The following is a 20,981-nucleotide window of genomic DNA, read 5'->3' as shown; positions in this document are numbered from 1 at the left end:
TCCTGCCCGATATCATTCAGGCGCGGAGTCGCAGGTCAGGCAAAAACTGGGAAGGTGCCGCCCAGGAAACGCTTACGGATACGGTCCGGTTGACGCAGATGAAGCAGTGGCCTGTGCGGGAGATAGGGCAACCTTCTGGGCGACAGGAGAAGTCGGGCCCGAGCAAAGGGTGCCGATCTCGATACCTATACCGGCAGCATACGGCGGCAAACCGAGGCCGCACTCATTCTCAGCCACGCTGGCGTGGTTTACGCCCGTCGCTGCGGCGCGCCGGTCTTACCGGTCTGTCAGGATGAAGATACTGGACCCGGATGGGATTGCGCAGCTCAGCGTAAAAGCGCACCCGGATCAGCCAGATTTCAACCAGACCAACCGCGGCACTGTGTACACTCGCTCCTGGCGCGGCGAAAAAGCGGCGATTGTAACGGCAGATATGACCATCCCGCTTTGGATACAGCGCGAACCGGATCAGGGAGAGCGGTTGGATGAACCTGTTACCTTCGGTCTGGCCGTAACCATCGCAATGCCCGGGGTCACAGAGATCTACGAGCAGGTGAGGGACCGCTTGCGCGACGAACAGCGTGCTCAGGCAAGATAGAAGCTACACGCGCTTCTGATGCAGCGCTAAGGCCGGGCAACGGCTTCCAGAAGGTGGAGGAATGTCAGCCGCGTTTTCAAAGCCAGTGCGAAATAGGCCTCTCTCAGCCGACTTCTTTCTCCGCACATGTGTTGATCAGAAACGAAGCTGCGGTTTAAAGGATCGCAGCGGGTATCGGGCGAAGCCAAAGTGAGCTTGAGCAGCTTCGAAGGCTCCTGGCTGAAAAGCTTCGAAATTTGAACAAATTTTGAAACACTCAGGCTGTTAACCCCGGCTTCATATTTCTGCATTTGTTGGTAGCTGACACCGACTTCGTCTCCCAGATCTGCAAGCGATATCCCTTGTGCACGACGAAGATCGCGGATTTGCTCGCCCAATATGATGTCGATGTCTCTGTGCATGCCCTCGCTCATCTGGTTGATCGGGTAGATGCTGCGAAAACGGTTTGCCATTTCGCTCCCCTGATCTGTGATCGGGGAGTTGAGAAGTCTTCAAGACAGAAAGACCGCTTACACCTTTGGGCCGCGAGGCCTTGGACATGCGCGTAAGCCTCCCCGACCGAAGAGGTCGAGGAGTGCGGGTAACGGCTGCACTACAGAGAGCCGCTGTCTTGAAGGGGTTCTCACGCCCCGAGCCGCACGTGAGGTGCGACCCGAGCGATACAATACCAATCACCGCGCAGTGTTCAAGGGAGCCGGTTGGTCAGAGAACTGCCGCCAACGCGCAATCACATAGGGTGAGCCGACCTTGATCGGTCGTTCTCCTTATTGAAATGTACCGTTTTGCCACCATCGTTTTCCGACCTGGTTGGCCTTCGAGTTGGCGGATAGGGTTGCCCCGCCGCCGCTGCTCGCAACGATATCCTCCGCCCGATCCTACGCTTGGGTCGAGCCGCCTGTAGACGCTGGACAGGATGTCATGCCGAAAGTCGGGTCGAAGCGAAGATGAGGTCCTTGAAAGCGTTCGGTGAACGGATCGCATCACGAGATCCGGACCGTCTGGCGGCCGCTATTCGCGGCGCAACCTCTCCGGGGCAGTTCAGGACATCGAGCACAGTGCAGGGGTGCCGAGCAGCGCCACACCCATCAAGACCGGGTTCAATGCGGAGCTGACCAATCCGGTGCTTGGTTCATCGCTCCAGGCCAGAAACTTGGCGGCCCGACTGGCACCGAGGGGGTTATGCACCGAGATCGAGGTGACGACCAGAATGCTACGTGTCGGCTTAACATAGAGCATTTCCGTTACCATCACGTCGCCGTTTGCCCGAGGGTTGAGCAGATACAGCGAGACGGAGTTCGCCGTCCCGATGACGCCGGGATGGCTCGCCAGGAACAGCGTGTGTGAGGGCTATGTCGATGCCCATGTCCGCCGACTGGAGGCGCTGCGCCGGGCCGGGATCGTCGAACGGATCGACGCAGACCAATGGCGCATCCCCGATGATCTGGTCAACCGCGCCGCCGCCTACGATGCCGGCCGCGACCGGCAGGCCAGCGTTCGCGTCCTGTCCCCGGTTGATCTAGGCAAGCAGATCGGATCGGACGGCGCGACCTGGCTGGACCGGCGGCTGATCCATGGCGAGACGGCCGACCTTGCCCCGACCGGCTTCGGCCAGCAGGTGCGCGAAGCGATGGACCAGCGCCGCGAGCATCATATCGAACAGGGCGACGCCACCCGAGCGCGGAACGGCCGCATCTTCTATCGGCGCAGCCTTCTCGCCACTCTGCGCGAGCGCGAGGTTGCCCGCGTCGGCGCAGAGATGGCCGAGAGCAAGGGGCTGCCGTTCCGCGCCGCCACGGACGGCGAGAACGTCAGCGGCAAGTTCACAGGCACCGTGCAGCTATCAAGTGGCAAGTTTGCCGTGGTCGAGAAATCCCATGAATTTACTTTAGTCCCGTGGCGGCCGGTCATCGACCGCCAGCTCGGCCGCGAGGTCATGGGCGTCGTGCAGGGCGGTTCAGTGTCGTGGCAGTTGGGCCGGCAGAGGGGGATTTCGCTGTAACGAAAGACCACTTCGGGGAGACAGAGAAGTGACAGCTCATCCTTCTCATTATAGCTGTCAAAATATAGTTTCAGGAAACTGGCGCATGACAACGTCAGGTCATAAGGTTCGTAGATTATCGATAACAAAGTCGGCACGCTGCTCGACCCCCACCAGCGGGAGCTTGACTATCTGATAGCCAAGCCTGCTGTAAGTCTCTGCCATAACCTTGGCGGTCGCCTCGGCCTCTTGCCTGCCCTGTTTGCGCTCAGTGTCCTGCGTGAAGATGGCGTCCCAATACGGGGCGAGGAAAACCCGCTTATTGTAAGGGTAGGTTTTGGCCGCCGCTTCGAAATGAGCAGGCACAGGTAGCCCGCAGAGTGTGAGATAACCAACAACATCCGGTATTCCACGATCCATAAGGACAGGCTCATCACTTTGAAGAGCGTCCTGATAGGAACGCAACTCCCAGCCCAACATGAGTTCGGCGAAGAGTGCGCGATCCGCCCAAGGCAAAGCTTTACCGCCGATCTTGATCTGGTCTCGAATGATCGCCCTGCCGGCCTCGGGCATGGTGCGTAAGCCACGCTGTGCCATGGCATCGATCAGACTGCTTTTGCCGGAACCGGGACCACCAGTCACGACGATCATGTGTTCAGCATTTGTCATCTATGCCACGAAGATCGGATAGAGTGAGACAACCAGCAGCGTTGCCATGGTGAGATTGAAGGCGCGCAGCTTCATAGGCTCCGTAAGAAGCCGGCGGAGGCCGACACCGAACGCCGCCCAGATGCCGACGCAGGGCGCGTTGATCACTGCCATCAGCAGCGCAGCTGCGGCCACGGACGACAGCGAGGGGGAACCCGGAAGATAAGTGGCGACGGCACCGAGCGCCATGACCCATGCCTTGGGGTTGAACCATTGGAACGCAGCAGCGCCAATGAAGCCCAAGGGTCTGGCAGCCGATCTTTCTGCATCCTCCGGTGCTGCGGCCCCGGCGATCTTCCATGCCAGATACAGAAGATAGGCGCCGCCTACCCACCGCAGGACGATGTTGAGCATGGGATACGCCTCGAAAATCACTCCAAGGCCCATCCCGATGATGACGACCATCGCGGCGAAACCAATGCTGATGCCCGCAATATGTGGCAATGTCCGCCGAATGCCGAAATTAACACCGGATGCGAGCACCATCATGTTGTTCGGTCCGGGCGTGACCGATGTTACGGCTGTGTAGAGACACAGCGCCAGAAATGCTTGCAAGCCGAACAAGTTGGGCGCGGTTAATTGTGAAACATCTGTCATGACTTGACGCGATCCGCGACGTCAAAAGGAAGTTTTTGGCGCGACTGGCACCAATGCTTCGACCGGCCGCCATCCTCCATTTTCATGATCCGCCTCATTGTTGAGGCTTCAGAAATCGGCCGACCATGGTCGTGATCAATTTGCGGCTCTCCTCGAAGTCAAGGTCCGCTGTCATCAACGGCAGCATCGGCGCGGCATCAAGGACCGCCACCAAAACCGCGCTCGTGTGCTTTGGATCAAGACCGGAATCGACTTCGCCACGTGCCTGGCCGGCTGTCAGCGCTTCTGTCAGCAATGTTCGAACACCATCGGTGTTCTCTTTGAGGATGGCTCTGATTCTTTCGTTGCGTCCCGCTTCTGCCAACAACTCGAACAGAATGCGGCAATGACCGAGATCATCCCACCCCTTCATGCTCCACAATTCCGATAGCAGAACAGTTGCCGTCTGTTCGCCTTCAGGGTGGCCGCTGAAATGGCTGTGGAGGCTGGCAAGGTAATCATCCGCCATCTGCTCAATGATCGCGTCCTTGCTAGGGAAGTAGTGATAGAGGTGGCCGGGGCTCATTGCCGCCTCTTTGCAGATCATCGAAATCGACGCGCCTTGCAGACCATGGCGCAGGAAGCACCGATGTGCCGCTGCGAGAATCTCCTGCCGTCTGCCTTCATGCTGCTCGGGAACGCGCTTGCGGACCATGGGACCTCCATAAAGATAGAATGATCGCTCTAATATATCTTGACCGCACGCCGATCATAACTAGAGTGAGCATTCAATCTATGTCGGAACGGCTGGTGAGTCCAGTCCTATGCTGCCTCAGCCGGTCCGATTTCCAAGGTGCGAGGCCACATGAACAGACCCCTTCCGATCATAGCGACCAGCCTGGCTTGGCTACTGGCGGCTTTCTTTCTCTTCGGCGCTTACGGCAACATCTTCATCTCAGAGGAAAATGCGGCGGCCTATGTGGCTTGGGGTTACCCCGACTGGTTCCATTACATCACCGCCATTCTCGAGCTGGCCGCTGGGCTGTTGCTGATTCGCGCTGGCTCGCGGCCCTATGGAGCCGGGCTTGGGGCGATAGTGATGGCTGCCGCGTCTCTCACAACACTGGTGAACGCCGATTACGGCCATGCAGTCGCTCCCAGCATTGTCCTGCTCGTCTCGCTGGTCGTGCTGGGCCTGTCCTTGGCCGTCCGGCGCGCAGCCGACTGAACCTTCCCCTTTCGGAGAATCCCCGATGAATAGCTCACCTACTCCGGCCGGTTCGGCCGATCCCGCAAATGCGCCTGCGGCGCATCTGGACGGATGGTCCGATCTTCTGTCCGGCCGCCACCTCGCCATTGTTCTGGTCATGGCAAGCGGCGTGCTGCTCTATGCCATGAACCTCTATTTCACCGCCGCACTGATGCCCTCCATCGTCGCGGATATTGGCGGGCAGCAATATTATGCGTGGGTGACGACTGCGTTCGTTATCTCGGCAATCGTAGCCTCGCTGTTTGTCAGCCGTATCCTCGACTGGAAGGGGCCGGCGCTTGCCTATGTTACGGCGTTCGTCGTCTTCGCGCTCGGCGCAGCGGCCAATGCCGCCAGCCCAACGATGGAACTGCTGATCGTCGGTCGCGTCGTGCAAGGACTGGGCGGCGGTTTGCTGGCAGGGCTTGGCTACGCGGTGATCCGTGCCGCACTCCCCGAACGCCATTGGGCGCGAGCAACCGGCGTCGTGTCAGCCATGTGGGGCTTGGGAACGCTGTTCGGGCCGGCCCTTGGCGGTGTGTTCGCGGAACTCGGACTCTGGCGCTGGTCCTACGGTGCGCTTGCGGTGGTTTCGCTGCTGTTTGGAATCATCGCTCAGCGCGCGTTCGGCCGCATGGCCGGCTCGGGGCATCGTTCGCCTGTTCCCGTTGCCTCTCTCATTCCGCTTGTCCTTGCCACCATCGCTATCAGCCTCAGCGCCATCGTGCCGATAGGCTGGCCGACGCTGGCAATGGTCGGGATCGGTCTAGTGCTGCTCTGGCTGTTCGTCGTCGTGGAGCGGCGGGCAAAAGAGACCATCCTTCCGCACATCACCTATCGGCGCGGCAACTCCCTGAAATGGGTCTATCTCACGGTTGCTGCCTTGAGCGCGGGCGTGATGGTGGAGAACTTCATTCCGCTGTTCGGCCAACAATTGGCTGGCCTCTCCCCGCTGATCGCAGGATTTCTCGGCGCGGTTCTCTCGTTGGCGTGGGTCATCGCTCAGCTTTTCGTGGTGTCGGTCAAGAGTGAGAGCGGCCGCCGCCGGGCTATCCGCGTCGGCCCATTGCTGCTGACGGCCGGGCTGATCGGATATGGGCTTCTACAGGTCGCCGGTGCCGATATTGCGATGGTGCTGATTTGGGCGGCCGTCCTCGCATTCGCTGGCATCGGCATCGGACTGGCATGGCCGCTGCTCGGTGTGGCCGCGATGAGCAGTACCCACGACTCCGCCGAAGGGGGTAAGGCTGCCGCTGCGATCACCATCACACAACTTATTGCTTTCTCGATCACCTCTGCGCTCGCCGGCACGCTGATGGCGGCAGGCGGGGAATCTGCGGTGGATTCCGCTCGCTATGTTACGCTCGGCATCGCGCTTCTTACCCTGTTAGGCATCTTCGCCGCTGGCGTGGCAACGAAAAAGTAGCCTGCCACCATGCGACGGCGGCGTCTGAAAAATGCGCATCCGGATAGATCGTCTCAAATTCTCGGCGGTCGCATTCCCCTCGCGTCACTGATTCAGACGCTTGCCGTCGCCGAACATCTGAACTTCCGCCACGCCGCCAATGCGCTCGGCGTAGCGCAATCCAGCGTCAGCGCCCGCGTGAAGGCGCTGGAGGAAGACCTTGGCATCCTTCTGTTCGAGCGTCACGCACGCGGCGTCAGGCTGACCGAGGCAGGACGCCTTTTCGTCGAGCGGATAGCTGCCGGCGTCGATCATCTTGACCATGCGGTGAAGACAGCAGGCATGGCAGCGACAGGGAAATGTGGTCGCATCCGTATCGGCATCCATGCCCTGATCCCCGGCAGCTTCCTCGCCGAGCTGATCGCGCAGTATCGCAAAACCCATCCCGGCATCGAGGTCGAGATGAACGAAGGCACGGCCCGCGATGCGGTCATCCAGCTTCGCGCCGACCGGCTGGATGTGGTGTTCGTCGCGGGCAAGCTTGAATTGCCCGACTGCCATACCCGCCCGATCTGGACCGAACCGCTGGTGGCGGTGCTGCCGGAACAGCATCGTCTTGCCGGGCAATCGGCAATTACATGGGCCGATCTGGTGGGCGAGACCTTTCTCGTCCGCCATGGCGGCACTGGCCCGCAGGTTCATGACCACATTATGCTGCGCTTCGCCGGACGCTGGCCTGCGCCGCCAATCCTGCGTTTCGACGTAGGGCGCGGCATGCTGCTGTCCATGGTTGGGCAGGGCTTCGGCATCACCATCGTCGGGGCAGCCACGGCACTGCTGCCGACGACCGGCATCGCCTTCCGATCGTTATCCGACGAGCTGGAGCCGGTTGCCTTTACCGCCGTCTGGTCGCCGTTCAACCGCAGCACCGCGCTTCACAATCTGCTGTCGCTCGCCAGCGAAATGGGACGATCGGTTCGGGCGGACCGATTTTAGCCGCGATTCGATCCGGTCAGCCAGCATAGACCGAGCGACGTGCAGGGTGCTCGGCATCGTGGCCCCTGGGTAGAGGGCTATGAGAGTGGTATTGCGCCCGGCCAGTAGAAGGCATCATCGGTCGGACGCGGGCCGAAGATGGCCTGACCGACGCGCACCACATCCGCACCTTCCTCGATGGCCAGTTCGTAATCACCCGACATGCCCATGGACAGCCTGGTCAGCCCCGGATGGACAGCCAGCGCGCGGTCACGCAACTCGCGCAGCAGGCGGAAGCACGGCCGCACCCGCTCGGCGTCGGAGCTGAAGACCGCCAGCGTCATAAGCCCTTGTGGCTTGAGGCGCGGATAGTCGACCAGTCGCTCGACGAAGGGCAGAAAATCATCGGGATGCAGGCCGAATTTGCTCTCCTCGCCCGAGGTGTTGACCTGCACGAAGACATCGAGGTTGCGGTCCAGCGCGTCAAGGCGGCGGTTCAGTTCCTCGGCCAGCCGGATACTGTCCAGCGCATGGAACTCGGACGCGAAACGAACAAGGTATTTCACCTTGTTGGTCTGAAGGTGGCCGATGATGTTCCAGCGGATCGCCAGATCGGCCAGCGCAGCCTGCTTGTCACGCGCCTCCTGCAACTTGTTCTCGCCGAAATCGGTGATCCCGGCGGTGAAGGCGAAACGCAGGATATGGGCCGGAACCGTCTTGGTGACGGGCAGCAGGCGCACCGCATCGGCGCTGCGACCGCTGCGCAGGCTGGCGGCTGCGATGCGCTCCTGAACATTTTTCAAATTGGCGGCGAAGCGACTGGCGGGATCGTCGCCGAAGCGGGCGATGTCCTTTGGCGAAAGATCCGGCATCGGGGTGGCGGTCATTTAAGTGCTGGCCTCACTCATGCTGTTCAATATGGCAGCGGAAAACGCGCGACCAGTTGGCGCACACGGCCGGCGATCTGCCCGCGCTCGGAATCGAGCGTTCCTGCGCGTACGCCGTGAAGCGTATCGAGGATCAGGGATGCGATTTGGCGATACTCATCGGGACCAAAACCGCGCGAGGTGCCGGCAGCGCTTCCCACACGGATGCCGGAGGTCACCATCGGCTTTTCCGGATCGAAGGGAATGGCATTCTTGTTGAGCGTGATGCCGACCGACTCCAGCGCCTTCTCGGCGATATTGCCGGTCACACCCAGAGGACGCAGATCGACGACAGCGAGATGGCAATCGGTGCCGCCTGTGGTGATTGCCAGACCACCCTGGATCAGGACTTCCGCAAGTGTGCGGCAGTTCTCGACCACGCGTTGCGTATAAATCTTGAAGGATGGTTGCAGGGCTTCGCCGAAAGCCACCGCCTTGGCCGCGATCACATGCATGAGCGGGCCGCCCTGAAGGCCGGGAAACACCGCAGAGTCGATCTTTTTCGCGATCCCGGCATCATTGGTCAGAACGAAGCCGCCACGCGGGCCCCTCAGCGTCTTGTGCGTGGTGGACGTGACAATATCGGCATGGGGCATTGGCGAAGGATAGGCGCCACCAGCGACCAGCCCCGCGAAATGGGCCATGTCGACCATCAGGATGGCGCCGACATCGTCAGCGATCTCACGGAACCGTGCGAAGTCGAGTTCGCGCGGATAGGCTGACCCGCCGACGATCAGCAGCTTGGGGCGGTGTTCGCGTGCCGCTTCTGCGACCCGGTCCATGTTGATGAGGTGGCTGTCGGGCTCTACGCCATAGCTCGCCACGTTGAACCATCGCCCCGATATGTTGACCGGCGCTCCATGGGTGAGATGCCCGCCGGCCTTCAGGTCGAGACCGAGGATCGTGTCGCCGGGATTGAGGAGCGCGAGGAATACCGCCTGATTGGCCTGGCTGCCCGAATGCGGCTGCACATTGGCATGGGCGCTGCCGAAAAGCTGCTTCAGCCGCTCGATGGCGAGGTCTTCCACCACATCGACATTGGCACAGCCGCCATAATAGCGCCGGTGCGGATAGCCTTCGGCATATTTGTTCGTGAGGATCGAACCTTGCGCTTCCAAGACGCCGGGGCTGACGAAGTTCTCCGAGGCTATCAGTTCGATGCAATTACGCTGGCGGTTCTGTTCATCAGCAATAGCGGCGAATACCGGACTATCTCCACCCGACAGACTGATGCTTCCAACACTTCCTTCGGCAAGGGGCTGGCTCGGGGCGTAGGCTGTCGATGTTGCCATCGCTGATCTCCTTCAAGGTTCAGGCAGGGAGCGGCTCACCACATGGGCATCATGCGGAAGCCGGTTTGCCGGTCCCTATCACGAAAGTGGTCTGATATTCCCATCCACTTATGGGATCATATCCAGACCATTTAGGTAGGCATCCTCACCGACTGGAGTGCGTTCGCCAGTTTTCTGACTGCAACCTCAAGCTCCGCCGGCGTGTATGCGGCAAAGCCCATCAGGAAACCGGCCTTGCCGCCGCCCGTGGCATGTAGCGGCGACAGTCCCAACAACTCCACGCCGACACGGCGCGCGGCATCCACGGCCACGCGCTCGGGAATGTCGCAGGTCAGAACGCAGGGCATCTGCAAACCACCGATAGGAACACGAGGTTCGACAAAATCGGAAAGGTGTTTGCGGACCAAGCTAGAAAGCGCATCAAGCCGTTGCGCATAGATGCCGCGCATAGCCCGCACATGCGCGCCGAAATGCCCGCCTTCCATGAAACGTGCGAGAGTAAGTTGCGCTATGGACGCGGTGTGACCATCAAGCAGCGTGCGTGCGACCGTCATCGGCTTGACCAGTTGCGGCGGCAGCACGAGATAGCCGATCCGCAAGCCCGGAAAGAGCGACTTGGTGAAGGTGCCGATGTAGATGGTCCGATCATGCGGATCGAGGCCCTGAACGCAGGCGGTGGGCTTACCCGCATAATGGAACTCGCTGTCGTAATCGTCCTCGATGATCCATGCCTGATGCCGGGCCGCCCATTCGATCAGCGCAAGCCGACGATCCAGCGCTAGCGTCACACCGGTCGGGAACTGGTGTGAAGGTGTAAGGAAAACGGACTTCGCCCGACGCGGGTCGTCGATGATCGGCTCAACGACGATGCCCTGTCGGTCCACACGAACGGGTACGCATTCCAGCCCCGCCGCGTCGAACGCCTTACGTGCGCCGTAATAGGCCGGGTCTTCGATGAAGATGCGATCACCGGGATCAAGCAGCATGTTCGCGCAGAGCGTCAATGCCTGTTGCGAACTGGTCAGCACCAGCACGCGGTCGGCCGTGGCGCGCGCCCCGCGTTCGAGATTCACATAGTCGGCGATAGCCCGGCGCAGCGGCTCAGCCCCCTGCGGATCGCCATGCAGCAGCGCCAACGTGCCGGTTTCCTTCAACACCTGTCGTTCCAGCCGTTCCCAAAGCGGGAGGGGAAAGCTGCGCGTATCCGGCACTCCGGGTGCGAAGGGGCGCGGCATGAGTATCTCACGCACACCACCACTGCGGAACGTAGCGTCGCCGCGCTTACTAAGGTTTGGCGCTTGGTTGCGCATGAGAGCGTCGCGCTTGGAGCGCCGATGTCCGGGTGCGAACTCCGTCATTTCCGCCACGAAGCTGCCGCTGCCGACGCGCCGTTCAATGAAGCCCTCGGCATGAAGCTGCGCATAGGCGGATTCTATCGTGTCGCGCGAAACGCCCAGCGACGCCGCAAGCGCGCGAGAGGCTGGGAGCGCCTTTCCGGGGCCAATCGCGCCGTCAAGGATCAGTTGCCGGATCGCCCGCTGTATCCGCGCATGGAGCGGCATCGCCGAATGGGCAGGATGGGCGAGCCATGCCTTCACGGATTCGAGCTGTGAGTGCTTGAACAAATGGTCTGATCCTCTGGAAATAATTGGCGGGGAACATCAGGCCATTGACCGGCTAAATGTCAAGGCATGTTCGCGGCCTCGTGCCCTGTCGCCCTGCCTTGGAGAATTTTCGGAACCATGTCGTCCAGTCCGTCACCATCGCCTATCCGGTTGAATGATCTTACCCACCCCATCGTCGCCGGGCTGATCTCCGTCATCGTCAACTATGGCGGGACGTTCATTCTTGTGTTCCAAGCCGCGCGGGTTGCGGGCCTTAGCCCGGAATTGACGGCATCATGGGTATGGTCGGTATCGATTGGCGTCGGGCTGACCGGGCTGTTCCTGAGCTGGCGCTACCGCGAGCCGATCATTACGGCCTGGTCAACACCGGCTGCCGCCTTTCTTGTCACGGCGCTTGCCAGCACGTCCTATGCGGAAGCGGTCGGAGCCTACATCATCTCCGCTGCTGCCTTCGTTCTGCTCGGCATGTCGGGATATTTCGAGAAGGTCATCCGATTGATCCCGCCCGGCATCGCCTCGGGCCTGCTCGCGGGCATATTGCTGCAATTCGGAATTGGGGCCTTTGGTGGTGCGAGCGTCGATCCGCTGCTGGTTGGCCTGCTGATCCTTGCCTATGTGCTGCTCAAACGCATTTCCGCGCGTTATGCCGTGGTCGGCATCCTCGTAATCGGGCTTGTGTTTCTGCTCTTGCAGAATCGCGTCGATCTGTCGGGCCTGCAATTGAAGTTCGCCATGCCGATATTCACCATGCCGGAGTTCACGCTGAACGCGGCATTGAGCGTGGCGCTGCCCTTGTTCCTCATCACACTGACCGGCCAGTATATGCCGGGTATGCTGGTGCTTCGGAATGACGGGTTTAAGACGAGCGCCAACCCCATCGTGACCGTGACCGGCCTTGGCTCGCTTGTCATGGCCCCTTTCGGCTCCCATGCGTTCAACATCGCCGCCATCACGGCCGCCATCGCTACGGGCCGCGAAGCGCATGAAGACCCGTCGAAGCGGTGGATCGCTGGTATCGCGGCAGGCTGCTTCTATGTTCTGGTCGGCGTGTTCGGCGTGACCCTTGCGGCGGTATTCATGGCGTTCCCCGCCACGTTCATCACCACGCTCGCGGGCCTCGCGCTACTCGGCACCATCGGCGGCAGCCTCGCGGGAGCCATGGCGGAACCGGCATCGCGCGAAGCGGCGCTCATTACGTTCCTCGCCTCGGCCGCCAACATCAACATGCTCGGTGTAGGAGGCGCTTTCTGGGGGCTGGTGATCGGCCTCATCGCATACATGGTGCTGAACGGACAGCTTCCCCGCAAACGGCCTGTCGAAACTGCGATCAGCGAAGGCGCGGCAGAGTGATGACCATGCAGACCTCTATCATCTCGATCCAGAGTCAGGTTGTTCATGGGCATGTCGGCAACAGCGCCGCCGTCCTGCCCATGCAGGCGCGCGGGCTAAACGTGGCGGCGGTGCCGACAACCCTTCTTTCCAACAATCCGCATTTCGAGACTATGCGCGGGCGCGTGTTGGAACCGGAATTGGTGGGCGACCTGCTACGCGGCGTCGAGGAACGGGGGTTGATCGAAACGAGCCGCTACATCGTTTCGGGTTATCTCGGCTCGCGCGCCAATGGCGAGGTGGTCGCGGCGTTCGTGGAACGCGCCCGCCAGCTCAATCCCGACATCACCTATATCTGCGATCCGGTCATGGGCGACTCCAATCTCGGGGTATTCGTCGCCGAGCAGGTCATCGAATGTCTGCTGGACCATTTGGTGCCGCTCGCCGACCTCTTGACCCCCAATCAGTTCGAGCTTGGCTTGCTGACACAGAGCCAACCGACATCATGGCCGATACTGAAAGCAGAGGCAGCGAAGGTTCAGGCAATCCGGGGGGCGCGGCTCATTGTTACCGGCTGCACATTCCCAGACACCCCGGCCGGTTCGCTGGAAAATGTCGTGTTTGAGGATGGCACGTTCATGCGCCTGACCTCTCCCCGCCTGCCTATCGTACCGGTCGGCACGGGCGATTTGTTCACCGGGCTTCTAACCGCCAACCTTGCGCACGGCCGCAATCTGGTAGGGGCCGCCCGAAATGCTGCCGCCGTGGTTCTCGAAGTCCTCGGGCGCACCATCGCCGAGGGCGAACATGAAATGCAGCTCGGCAGCGTCATCGACGCACTGGTGGAGAACATCGAATGACGAGCGCACTTCTTGCCGTATTCCAACCGGCGTCCATGGTGTTCGAGCAGGGTGACGGCGCATGGCTTACGGCAACCGATGGACAACGCTATCTCGATTTCGGCGCGGGAATTGCCGTCAACGCCTTGGGTTATTCGCATCCTCATATCGTCGCGGCACTGGAGCAGCAGGGTCGCAAGCTAGGTGTTCAGTCCCGGCATCTGGTGGATCGGGTTTAGGATGAATCGATCCGGCTCTGATGTCCAGATTTTGCAGATGTATTCGTAGGGCGTGAGGCCGCTCAGCGTCTTGAGCCTTCGGGCGAAGTTGTAGGCTGCCAAGAAATCCGCGAGGTGCGTTCGAAGCTGGTCGTGGCTGTCGTAGTGGTATCGCTTGACGGTTGCGTCTTTGATCGTGCGGTTCATCCTCTCGACTTGGCCGTTCGTCCACGGATGGTTCGGCTTGGTCAGCCGGTGCTCGATCCCGTTGGCCTCGCAGATCATGTCGAAACGCATCGGCCGCGAATAGATGGTGTTCCTGTTGCGCGGCTGCTCTGCGAACTGGATGCCATTGTCAGTGAGAATGGTGTGGACCTGGTAGGGCACGGCTTCGAGCATGTGCTGCAGGAACTCCCAGGCGGTCTTTCTGTCAGCCGTTGCAACGAGTTGGGCGACCGCGAACTTGGCCGTTCGGTCAATGCCCACAAAGAGATAGAGCTTGCCCTCACCCGTCTGCACCTCGGCGATGTCGATATGGAAGAACCCGATGGGGTAGCGCTTGAACTTCTGCCGCTTGGGCTTTTCGCCCTCGACATCCGGCAGGCGCGAGATTCCATGGCGCTGCAGACACCGATGAAGCGCTGACCGCGTCAGATGCGGGACAGACGGCTGCAGGGCATAGAGGCAGTCGTCCAGCGGCAGCAACGTGTGGCGCCGGAATGCAACAACCATCGCCTCTTCTGCCTCGGTCAGCACCGTTGAGCGCGGTTCCGTCGGCCCGGTCTTCCTATCCTCGACCGTCGCACGCTTGCGCCACTTCGCGACCGTCTTGGGGTTGATGCCCAATTCCCGGCTCAGCTGCGCGAGCGAAGCCTGCGATCGCTGTATTGCAGTTCTGACGGCGTGCGTGGTCGTGGCGCTCCCGTGACGAACTTGTCCCATGCTGCATCCTTCCATTCCAGAGAAAGGATCGCACCATCAAACCGTGGGATCAAACACCTAGGGGACGGCTCTGTATCATCGGCATGGCGTGGATGCTTGCGCTGCTACATTCTCCGAGCAACGAGGAACCGTGATGCTGAGAGACCACCGCCCCGATTTGGTTTTCGTTGTCACAGGGGAGGTGTGGCTCGAGTTCCTGCGGGTTCGTGAGGAAACGGGCGATGCTCTATGCCTTGGCTTTTTGCAGACTTGCGAGGCCCATATGAAGGAAGCCGAAGACGCCGGGGACGATGAACGGCTGTGGCACTGGCGGGCCGTCATGAGCCTGGGCTGCCAATATGGTCTGTCGTTCGTCAGCGCCGTTGAGGTGGACGGCGAGGTTATGAGGGAAATGGAGAAAACCCCGATATTTACCTATCCCAACGATGCGGATCTGACCCGCGTGGTGATCGACGGGAAGCAGTTGGACTACGTTGCGCTCCGATCCGATGTTGCTTTACCGTTTTTCGAAACGATTGCTACACGTGAACCCGACCACACCGTCCGCATCACTCATAAAACAGACAAGGAGCAGTTCTATACCGTTATTGCTGAGGCCGATATCGCGGCGCTGAACGCGGCAATTCTGCGCCATATGCCAATCATCCCTGTCAAATTCGCCGCCGATACTTTGGTTCTGCTCCGGGAGAAATTCACCGCGCAATTCGACGACGCGGAACCGCATCAAGACGTTCGGGCATTTATGACGGCGGAAGGTATCCCCTATCAAACATCCGGACATAGCTATTACATACAGTTCGCAAGGGTGGCGGAATAGCGAAAGGCGGGGGATGCGGATGGATCGTGTTGTCCTTTACAGTGAGGAAGCGACTGCCAGTACCAGGAAATGGTGGAGGACAGACGCGGGATTGGACGGCAACGGCGACATCCGCATCATCAGCGGAGACGGCAAGATTGAGTGGCATATGACCATTGCCGCCAAGGACGTGCCATTAATGAGATCCGCTCTTTCCTGCCAACTACAGGATGCCGCGGATCGCGATGCCCTTACACTCCTGGCTCAGAGGTTCACCGTCAGCGCAGGTGGTGGCAATCCCTACGATGAGATCCAAGTTTTCTTAGAGAGGGAAAACATCAGCCACAACATCACCACCTGGTGAAACGGAGAACAATCAGGCCAAGCGCGTCAGCGCGAGGCCGCGCCGGCTGTCGCGTGACAAAAGATACACCGGACGGTAGGGGGAGGTGCCGTCCGGTGCGGTCGGTGTAACCGCTCGCGGGGTTGGCCAGATATGGGATGCGGGGCAATGGCCCTTCGCTAACCGATCTCATGCCTCCCCGCTATCGGATCGCTTCAAGCCTTCAGCGCGTCCTTCACGGCCTTTGCCGGGGCGAAGGTCAGCTTTTTCGAGGCCGCGATGGTCACGGTGGCGCCGGTGGCGGGATTGCGGCCTTCGCGTTCGGCGGTTTCTTTCACCTTGAACTTGCCAAAGCCGGGGATTGAGGTTTCCTCGCCGGCGATGGCTGCTTCCGTCACGGCTTTGAAGACAGCCTCGACGGCCGCTTTGGCCTGAAATTTCGTCAAGCCGTTCTCTTCGGCGATCTTGCCCGCAATGTCATTGATCGTGGTCATCCTAGTTTACTCCTGTTGGATTGTGACGACCATTGCAGCTTTGGCCGCGAAGCGGAATCGTCAAATTCGAGGCCTGATAGAACCTTACACAGATTCTTGGCGTTGGATTTCGAGAACGTCTGCGCGCTCTTCGGCAGGAGTGGGCACGTAATCTTTCATCAGGTCCATCGTCTGCTGACAGGCCTCATCACGTGCTTGCAGGGGTGCGGCAACCAGTCCCCGAAGCGCATCGAAACTCTCGAACTGCGCCCTCTGACTGGTGGCTAGAAGCCTGATCGTGCCGATTGGCCTATGGCTTTGCATGAACATTTCCAGCCAGGCACCGAGATAGTCGGTTCCATCACCGATCGGGGAGCCGCTGGCTTCCAACCTGTAGACAAGAACGGCGTCTGTGATTGCCTCGCCACTGGTCGGTTCAAAAGGACCAAGCTCCCGGCGTTCCAGTAGCCACTGCAGAGTGATGTCCGGGATTGCGTGAAGCACCCGAGGGATGTCCTCGGGACCTGGCATTGGCACAGACAGCAGGGCGGTGTCGAGGCACCGCCACTGACTGGTGGTCGCGGAATAGAATGCAAGCAGATAGCGCATTGTCAGCATGCCCATATGTTCTTGTTGTCGCTGGCATCGTCGCCCGACCTGCAGGTAGGGATGGCGTCTTCTGCTCGCAAGGATCTGCGATTGAGGCTGGGCGACATGTCGCCCATGGGCGGTTGCCGCTCATGGCGATAAGCGACTATCTCCGCCGAAACAGGCGGCTCAGCCATCCACTCTCACTTGCCGCTTTGCGCCGCTTCAGCCCCGGTAAACCGGCGAGAACTGCACGACCAGCCTCTGTCAACTGATAACGTCTTGCGCTGGCCACCTTGAAGAAGCCGCGGTCAGTCAGGCGCTCAGCTATCTGGTCGATGGTCGGATTCCCGTCCGCGTCAACCAGGGACAGAACCCCATCAGGTCGACCTTCGGCACGGCGAAGAAGATCGACCCATGATGAGGGAAGGTCATCGGGCACCGCATTGCTCCCAAAGCAGGGGCACTCGGGAAACCCGACCGGTTCGCAGGATCTTCACGTCTGCCGTACCTCAGCGGACCACCAGGACCGGCACCTGGCTGTGGGCCAGAACTTCGGCAGTCTGGCTGCCGAGCAGCAAGCGGCCTAGACCTCGCCGACCATGTGAGGACATACAGATTAGGCTGCAATCGCGGGTCTTTGCGGTCTCGACGATGGCCTCTGCCGGAAACCCGTTCGGGACATGCAGAACTTCGGCCGACACGCCGATCTTGTCGGCGGCCTCTTTCGCGGCCTTCAGGATGCCATCGGCCAGTTCTTTCTGGCTCTCTTCATAGCTGCCATTCATCTCGATAGGTGCGACCCATGCGCCGCCTGCAGCTGCGGCATAGACCGGGAACGGCTCGGTGATGGTGACGATGGTGACCTTTGCGCCAAGCGCCTTCGCGAGCGTCAGACCATGGTCGAGGCCCTTGGTGGCAGTTTCGGATCCATCGGTGGAGATCAGGATGTGATGATACATGACCATTCCTTATCAAGTGACGGGGCAGATCTGGTGTAAGGCGGGATCGTCTTCTTGTCGCACAGCCGTGGACGGGGGCCAAGGAAATCCCGACAAATCAATACGCCAGGGTGTGTCCAGCATCCTTCACCCACGCCCGTCCGAGATCTCCGTCCAGGAGAGGGAGAGAGGGGAGGGGGGGTCCATGACGGGTTGGTAGCCGGAGAGAGGGTCTCCCCGGCGCCCGTCCTGGAGTATCTGACATGGTCACTGCCGTTCAGAAGATCACGCTGTCGTCCTCGCGCGATATCCCCTTCAACAAGCTGGTGTTGAGCCAGTCCAACGTCCGGCGCGTCAAGGCCGGCGTTTCGGGCGATGAACTGGCCGAGTCCATCGCGCGGCGCGGGCTGATCCAGTCCCTGCATGTCCGCCCGGTTCTGGGCGAGGATGGTGCCGAGACCGGCCTGTTCGAGGTGCCCGCCGGCGGTCGCCGCTTCCGGGCGCTGGAACTGCTGGTGAAACAGAAGCGCCTCGCCAAGACTGCACCGGTCCCCTGCATCGTGTCGAACGCTACCGACGATGTGCTGATCGACGAGGTGTCGCTGGCCGAGAATATCGAGCGCGCGCCGCTGCATCCGGTCGACCAGTTCCGCGCCTTCCAGGCCATGCGCGAGAAGGGCATGACCGAGGAGGCGATTGCAGCTGCCTTCTTCGTCGACGCCAAGGTGGTGAAACAGCGCCTGCGGCTGGTCTCGGTCGCGCCGGCGCTACTCGAGATCTATGCCGAGGACGGCATGACTTTGGAGCAGCTGATGGCCTTCACCATCTCTTCGGACCATGAGCGCCAGGTTCAGGTCTGGGACGCGGTGAAGGACAACTGGTCGAAGGAGCCCTACAATATCCGCCGCCTGCTGACCGAGACCACGATCCGGGCCTCCGACAAGCGCGTCACCTTCGTTGGCATTGAGGCCTACGAGGCTGCGGGCGGCTATGTGCTGCGCGATCTCTTCCAGCAGGATGATGGCGGCTGGCTGCAGGATCCGGTGCTGCTCGACCGGCTGGTGAACGAGAAACTGAAGGTGGAGGCCGAGACCATCGCCGCCGAGGGCTGGAAATGGATCGAGGTCGCGGTCAGCTTCCCCTACAGCCACGCCTACGGCATGCGGCAGATCATCGGCACCACGGTCGACCTGACCGAGGAGGAGCGCGCGACGCGCGGGGCGCTTCGCGACGAATATGACCGTCTCGAGGCAGAACATGCCGAGGCAGAGGAATATCCCGATGAGGTTGATGCCCGCCTGGGCGAGATCGAGAAGACCCTTGGCGCATTCGAGATGCGGCCGATGACCTATGAGCCGGCGCAGATGGCGCGGGCCGGGGTCTTCGTCAGTCTCGATGTCGATGGCACGCTGCTGATCGAGCGCGGCTATGTGCGGGCCGAGGACGAAGCGCCGCTGGAGCCGGAACCCGAGATTGTCGACCCCGAGACCGGTGAGGTGCTGCAACGGGCGGAGCCCGATGTCTGTCACCAACGCACGGTCATCACCCTTGGCGGTGAACCCAGCACGCCGCCGGAGGAGGAGGAGGAAGACGACGCCGATGCGATTAAGCCGCTGCCCGAGCGGTTGGTGATCGAGTTGACGGCGCATCGGACGCTGGCACTGCGCGATGCGGTGGCGAACAATCCGCGCATCGCGATGACGGCGCTCTTGCACCGGCTTGTCCTCGACTGCTTCGGCATCCGCAGTGCCGGCCATGCGTTGCAGGCCCGGGTTCAGGACGTGCATCTGTCGGTGCAGGCCCCGGATCTCGGTGACTCGCTGCCGGCGCAGGCTATCGACGAACGGCATACGGCCTGGAGGGCGGATATCCCGCTCGAAGACCATGATGACCGGCTTTGGGATTGGCTGCATGCTCTGGATGAGGCCAGCCGACAGGCGCTTCTGGCTCATTGCCTGAGCTTCGGGGTCAACGCGCTTTATGAGCGGCCCAATCCCTATAGCGGCAATGGCATCAGCCAACATGGTCTTGATCGCCGATTGCAGGAGGCGGATCGTCTGGCGCGCATCACGGGTCTCGATCTTGTCGAAGCGGGCTGGAGGCCAACGGTCGCTAACTACCTCGGCCGCGTGACCAAGGCCCGCATCCTTGAGGCTGTGCGCGAAGGGGTTGGCGAGCAGGCTGTGGAGTTGATCGGCCATCTCAAGAAGGGCGAGATGGCCACGGAAGCCGAACGCCTGCTTGCGGGCAGCGGCTGGCTGCCGGAGCCCCTGCGGATGGACGGCGCTCAGGCCACCGAGGATGCGGGCGCGGGCGAGAGCTCGGAATTCGATTCGCTGCCTGACTTCCTCTCGGACGATGGCGAGGACGACGATGCACTCGAGGAAGAAGAGCAGGAACCGCCGCACAGCATCGCTGCGGAATGATCTTCAGCTGCGGGGCGGCCTCGGTCGCCTCGCAGCTTGATTACCCAACCCCTCAGTCTGCCCGGTCCTTATGACCGGGCTTTTCTTTTGGAGCTTTCGCCCATGCCCGGAACGATCACCATCGACGCGATCTTCGCAGAAGACCGTATGAATCCACCGGCAGAGCGTTGTCTGCCATGGATCGAGAGCCGCGACGGCATCACGGTCGTCATTGAACCCAAGCCCCATTGGGCCGAGGATCTGCGGGTCTTCCGCCTTGAACGCCGTGAATACTGCCGCTATGCCGACTGGCTGGTCGATGTTGGGCGGGCGCGCTTCTACGGCCATATCGACACCAGCGGCGATGATGTGATGCAGAACGCCCGCGCGATGATTGCCCGCGAAATCACGGAAGGCTTATGGGATGCGGTCCGGTGAGCCGACCGCGGCCTTTCGAACCGAGGCCCTGGTGGGGATTCAACGCACCGTGCCGCCGTGGCCGGGTAGGGATCAGGCCTTTCCTCGTTCCGGCCTCGGCCATCACGGGTTCGGAGGACCGGTCGCCCGCATTGATCGCGCATCAGGTTCACTGTCTCTTCCCGGTCGAGCGTTGCGGCGGCTTGTGCCCTCCCGGCCGCCGATCAGGTCCAGTGTGGCATTGCGCCGCTAGGGCCGCAGGTCGGTGAAGGGGGCGCAACCGTAGCTGCCCGCTAACAAGTTGATATCGCCGGAGGTTGCCTGTCGGGTCCTCCCGACGGTTCCTTCAGGGTCGCCG

At 61.1% G+C, this 20,981-nt stretch carries 24 protein-coding genes and 1 pseudogene; 13 read left to right on the top strand and 12 right to left on the bottom strand.

Annotated features, from left to right (window positions below):
- Positions 1 to 292: 292 nt before the first annotated feature.
- Positions 293 to 598: a hypothetical protein gene (locus HS053_RS20170; RefSeq protein WP_174213041.1), complete on the top strand. Its 306-nt coding sequence runs from the start codon at positions 293 to 295 to the stop codon at positions 596 to 598.
- A gap of 26 nt (positions 599 to 624) precedes the next feature.
- Here the strand turns inward: HS053_RS20170 and HS053_RS20165 are convergent, their stop codons facing one another.
- Entirely contained in the window at positions 625 to 1,050 is a 426-nt protein-coding gene (locus HS053_RS20165) for a helix-turn-helix domain-containing protein (protein ID WP_174213040.1), read from the bottom strand.
- A 381-nt stretch (positions 1,051 to 1,431) separates the two neighbouring features.
- Here HS053_RS20165 and HS053_RS20160 point away from each other — a divergent pair.
- Positions 1,432 to 1,611 (top strand): annotated as a pseudogene (locus HS053_RS20160) (IS5/IS1182 family transposase); the annotation flags it as partial.
- Between the two features lie 25 nt (positions 1,612 to 1,636).
- Here the strand turns inward: HS053_RS20160 and HS053_RS20155 are convergent.
- Positions 1,637 to 1,846 (bottom strand): hypothetical protein, encoded by a 210-nt coding sequence (locus tag HS053_RS20155; protein ID WP_174213039.1) that lies wholly within the window; start codon positions 1,844 to 1,846, stop codon positions 1,637 to 1,639.
- Positions 1,847 to 1,904: 58 nt separating this feature from the next.
- On the opposite strand from HS053_RS20155, the gene HS053_RS22420 reads away from it, so the two are divergent.
- Positions 1,905 to 2,597: a DUF3363 domain-containing protein gene (locus tag HS053_RS22420; RefSeq protein ID WP_174213038.1), complete on the top strand. Its 693-nt coding sequence runs from the start codon at positions 1,905 to 1,907 to the stop codon at positions 2,595 to 2,597.
- A 99-nt stretch (positions 2,598 to 2,696) separates the two neighbouring features.
- Here the strand turns inward: HS053_RS22420 and HS053_RS20145 are convergent, their stop codons facing one another.
- The 3 genes from HS053_RS20145 to HS053_RS20135 form a co-directional block, all read right to left on the bottom strand.
- Entirely contained in the window at positions 2,697 to 3,227 is a 531-nt protein-coding gene (locus HS053_RS20145; protein ID WP_174213037.1) for an AAA family ATPase, read from the bottom strand.
- A gap of 18 nt (positions 3,228 to 3,245) precedes the next feature.
- Positions 3,246 to 3,881 (bottom strand): LysE family translocator, encoded by a 636-nt coding sequence (locus tag HS053_RS20140; protein WP_198838571.1) that lies wholly within the window; start codon positions 3,879 to 3,881, stop codon positions 3,246 to 3,248.
- Between the two features lie 94 nt (positions 3,882 to 3,975).
- Positions 3,976 to 4,575, bottom strand: a complete 600-nt coding sequence (locus tag HS053_RS20135) for a TetR/AcrR family transcriptional regulator (RefSeq protein ID WP_174213036.1) — start codon at positions 4,573 to 4,575, stop codon at positions 3,976 to 3,978.
- Between the two features lie 150 nt (positions 4,576 to 4,725).
- Between HS053_RS20135 and HS053_RS20130 the strand changes: the two genes are divergently transcribed.
- From HS053_RS20130 to HS053_RS20120, 3 genes are read left to right on the top strand one after another with little or no spacing between them, the layout of a single operon-like run.
- Entirely contained in the window at positions 4,726 to 5,088 is a 363-nt protein-coding gene (locus HS053_RS20130) for a DoxX family protein (protein ID WP_174213035.1), read from the top strand.
- Between the two features lie 25 nt (positions 5,089 to 5,113).
- Positions 5,114 to 6,535 (top strand): MFS transporter, encoded by a 1,422-nt coding sequence (locus HS053_RS20125; protein ID WP_174213034.1) that lies wholly within the window; start codon positions 5,114 to 5,116, stop codon positions 6,533 to 6,535.
- A 9-nt stretch (positions 6,536 to 6,544) separates the two neighbouring features.
- The gene (locus HS053_RS20120; RefSeq protein WP_174213033.1) at positions 6,545 to 7,510 is read left to right on the top strand and encodes a LysR family transcriptional regulator; all 966 of its coding nucleotides are present in this window, start codon (positions 6,545 to 6,547) and stop codon (positions 7,508 to 7,510) included.
- A gap of 77 nt (positions 7,511 to 7,587) precedes the next feature.
- Here the strand turns inward: HS053_RS20120 and HS053_RS20115 are convergent, their stop codons facing one another.
- The 3 genes from HS053_RS20115 to pdxR all read right to left on the bottom strand — a co-directional run bounded on the left by HS053_RS20115 (position 7,588) and on the right by pdxR (position 11,332).
- The gene (locus HS053_RS20115; RefSeq protein WP_174213032.1) at positions 7,588 to 8,376 is read right to left on the bottom strand and encodes a YggS family pyridoxal phosphate-dependent enzyme; all 789 of its coding nucleotides are present in this window, start codon (positions 8,374 to 8,376) and stop codon (positions 7,588 to 7,590) included.
- A 26-nt stretch (positions 8,377 to 8,402) separates the two neighbouring features.
- Entirely contained in the window at positions 8,403 to 9,707 is a 1,305-nt protein-coding gene (glyA, locus tag HS053_RS20110; RefSeq protein WP_174213031.1) for a serine hydroxymethyltransferase, read from the bottom strand.
- Between the two features lie 131 nt (positions 9,708 to 9,838).
- A complete protein-coding gene (pdxR, locus tag HS053_RS20105; protein WP_174213030.1) occupies positions 9,839 to 11,332 on the bottom strand; it encodes a MocR-like pyridoxine biosynthesis transcription factor PdxR in 1,494 nt (497 codons plus the stop codon).
- Between the two features lie 150 nt (positions 11,333 to 11,482).
- On the opposite strand from pdxR, the gene HS053_RS20100 reads away from it, so the two are divergent.
- The 3 genes from HS053_RS20100 to HS053_RS20090 are packed head-to-tail and all read left to right on the top strand — an operon-like array spanning position 11,483 to position 13,739.
- Positions 11,483 to 12,682: a benzoate/H(+) symporter BenE family transporter gene (locus HS053_RS20100; protein WP_198838573.1), complete on the top strand. Its 1,200-nt coding sequence runs from the start codon at positions 11,483 to 11,485 to the stop codon at positions 12,680 to 12,682.
- Entirely contained in the window at positions 12,682 to 13,521 is an 840-nt protein-coding gene (gene pdxY, locus HS053_RS20095) for a pyridoxal kinase (protein ID WP_174213028.1), read from the top strand. Before HS053_RS20100 ends, pdxY begins: the two co-directional genes overlap by 1 nt.
- The gene (locus HS053_RS20090; RefSeq protein ID WP_198838574.1) at positions 13,518 to 13,739 is read left to right on the top strand and encodes an aminotransferase class III-fold pyridoxal phosphate-dependent enzyme; all 222 of its coding nucleotides are present in this window, start codon (positions 13,518 to 13,520) and stop codon (positions 13,737 to 13,739) included. The genes pdxY and HS053_RS20090 overlap by 4 nt, the downstream gene beginning before the upstream one ends.
- On the opposite strand, the gene HS053_RS20085 is transcribed toward HS053_RS20090, so the two are convergent.
- Entirely contained in the window at positions 13,701 to 14,660 is a 960-nt protein-coding gene (locus HS053_RS20085; RefSeq protein ID WP_174213027.1) for an IS481 family transposase, read from the bottom strand. The genes HS053_RS20090 and HS053_RS20085 overlap by 39 nt on opposite strands.
- Before the next feature lie 133 nt (positions 14,661 to 14,793).
- On the opposite strand from HS053_RS20085, the gene HS053_RS20080 reads away from it, so the two are divergent.
- Positions 14,794 to 15,477: a hypothetical protein gene (locus tag HS053_RS20080; RefSeq protein ID WP_174213026.1), complete on the top strand. Its 684-nt coding sequence runs from the start codon at positions 14,794 to 14,796 to the stop codon at positions 15,475 to 15,477.
- Positions 15,478 to 15,496: 19 nt separating this feature from the next.
- A complete protein-coding gene (locus HS053_RS20075) occupies positions 15,497 to 15,820 on the top strand; it encodes a hypothetical protein (protein ID WP_174213025.1) in 324 nt (107 codons plus the stop codon).
- Positions 15,821 to 16,014: 194 nt separating this feature from the next.
- Here the strand turns inward: HS053_RS20075 and HS053_RS20070 are convergent, their stop codons facing one another.
- From HS053_RS20070 to HS053_RS20060, 3 genes are all read right to left on the bottom strand, one after another.
- Positions 16,015 to 16,293, bottom strand: a complete 279-nt coding sequence (locus HS053_RS20070) for an HU family DNA-binding protein (protein WP_174213024.1) — start codon at positions 16,291 to 16,293, stop codon at positions 16,015 to 16,017.
- Positions 16,294 to 16,377: 84 nt separating this feature from the next.
- A complete protein-coding gene (locus tag HS053_RS20065; RefSeq protein ID WP_174213023.1) occupies positions 16,378 to 16,881 on the bottom strand; it encodes a hypothetical protein in 504 nt (167 codons plus the stop codon).
- A 491-nt stretch (positions 16,882 to 17,372) separates the two neighbouring features.
- Positions 17,373 to 17,822: a universal stress protein gene (locus tag HS053_RS20060; RefSeq protein ID WP_174213022.1), complete on the bottom strand. Its 450-nt coding sequence runs from the start codon at positions 17,820 to 17,822 to the stop codon at positions 17,373 to 17,375.
- A 242-nt stretch (positions 17,823 to 18,064) separates the two neighbouring features.
- Between HS053_RS20060 and HS053_RS20055 the strand changes: the two genes are divergently transcribed.
- Together HS053_RS20055 and HS053_RS20050 are read left to right on the top strand one after the other, a co-directional pair.
- Complete coding sequence (locus HS053_RS20055) at positions 18,065 to 20,227, top strand: ParB/RepB/Spo0J family partition protein (RefSeq protein WP_174213021.1); 2,163 nt, start codon at positions 18,065 to 18,067, stop codon at positions 20,225 to 20,227.
- Between the two features lie 102 nt (positions 20,228 to 20,329).
- A complete protein-coding gene (locus HS053_RS20050; protein ID WP_174213020.1) occupies positions 20,330 to 20,644 on the top strand; it encodes a hypothetical protein in 315 nt (104 codons plus the stop codon).
- Positions 20,645 to 20,981 lie beyond the last annotated feature (337 nt).

The organism is Tabrizicola fusiformis (genome assembly GCF_013328815.1).
Lineage (GTDB): Bacteria > Pseudomonadota > Alphaproteobacteria > Rhodobacterales > Rhodobacteraceae > Fuscibacter.
Note: the sequence above shows the minus strand (reverse complement) of the source record. Positions and strands in the feature narration are given on the sequence as shown.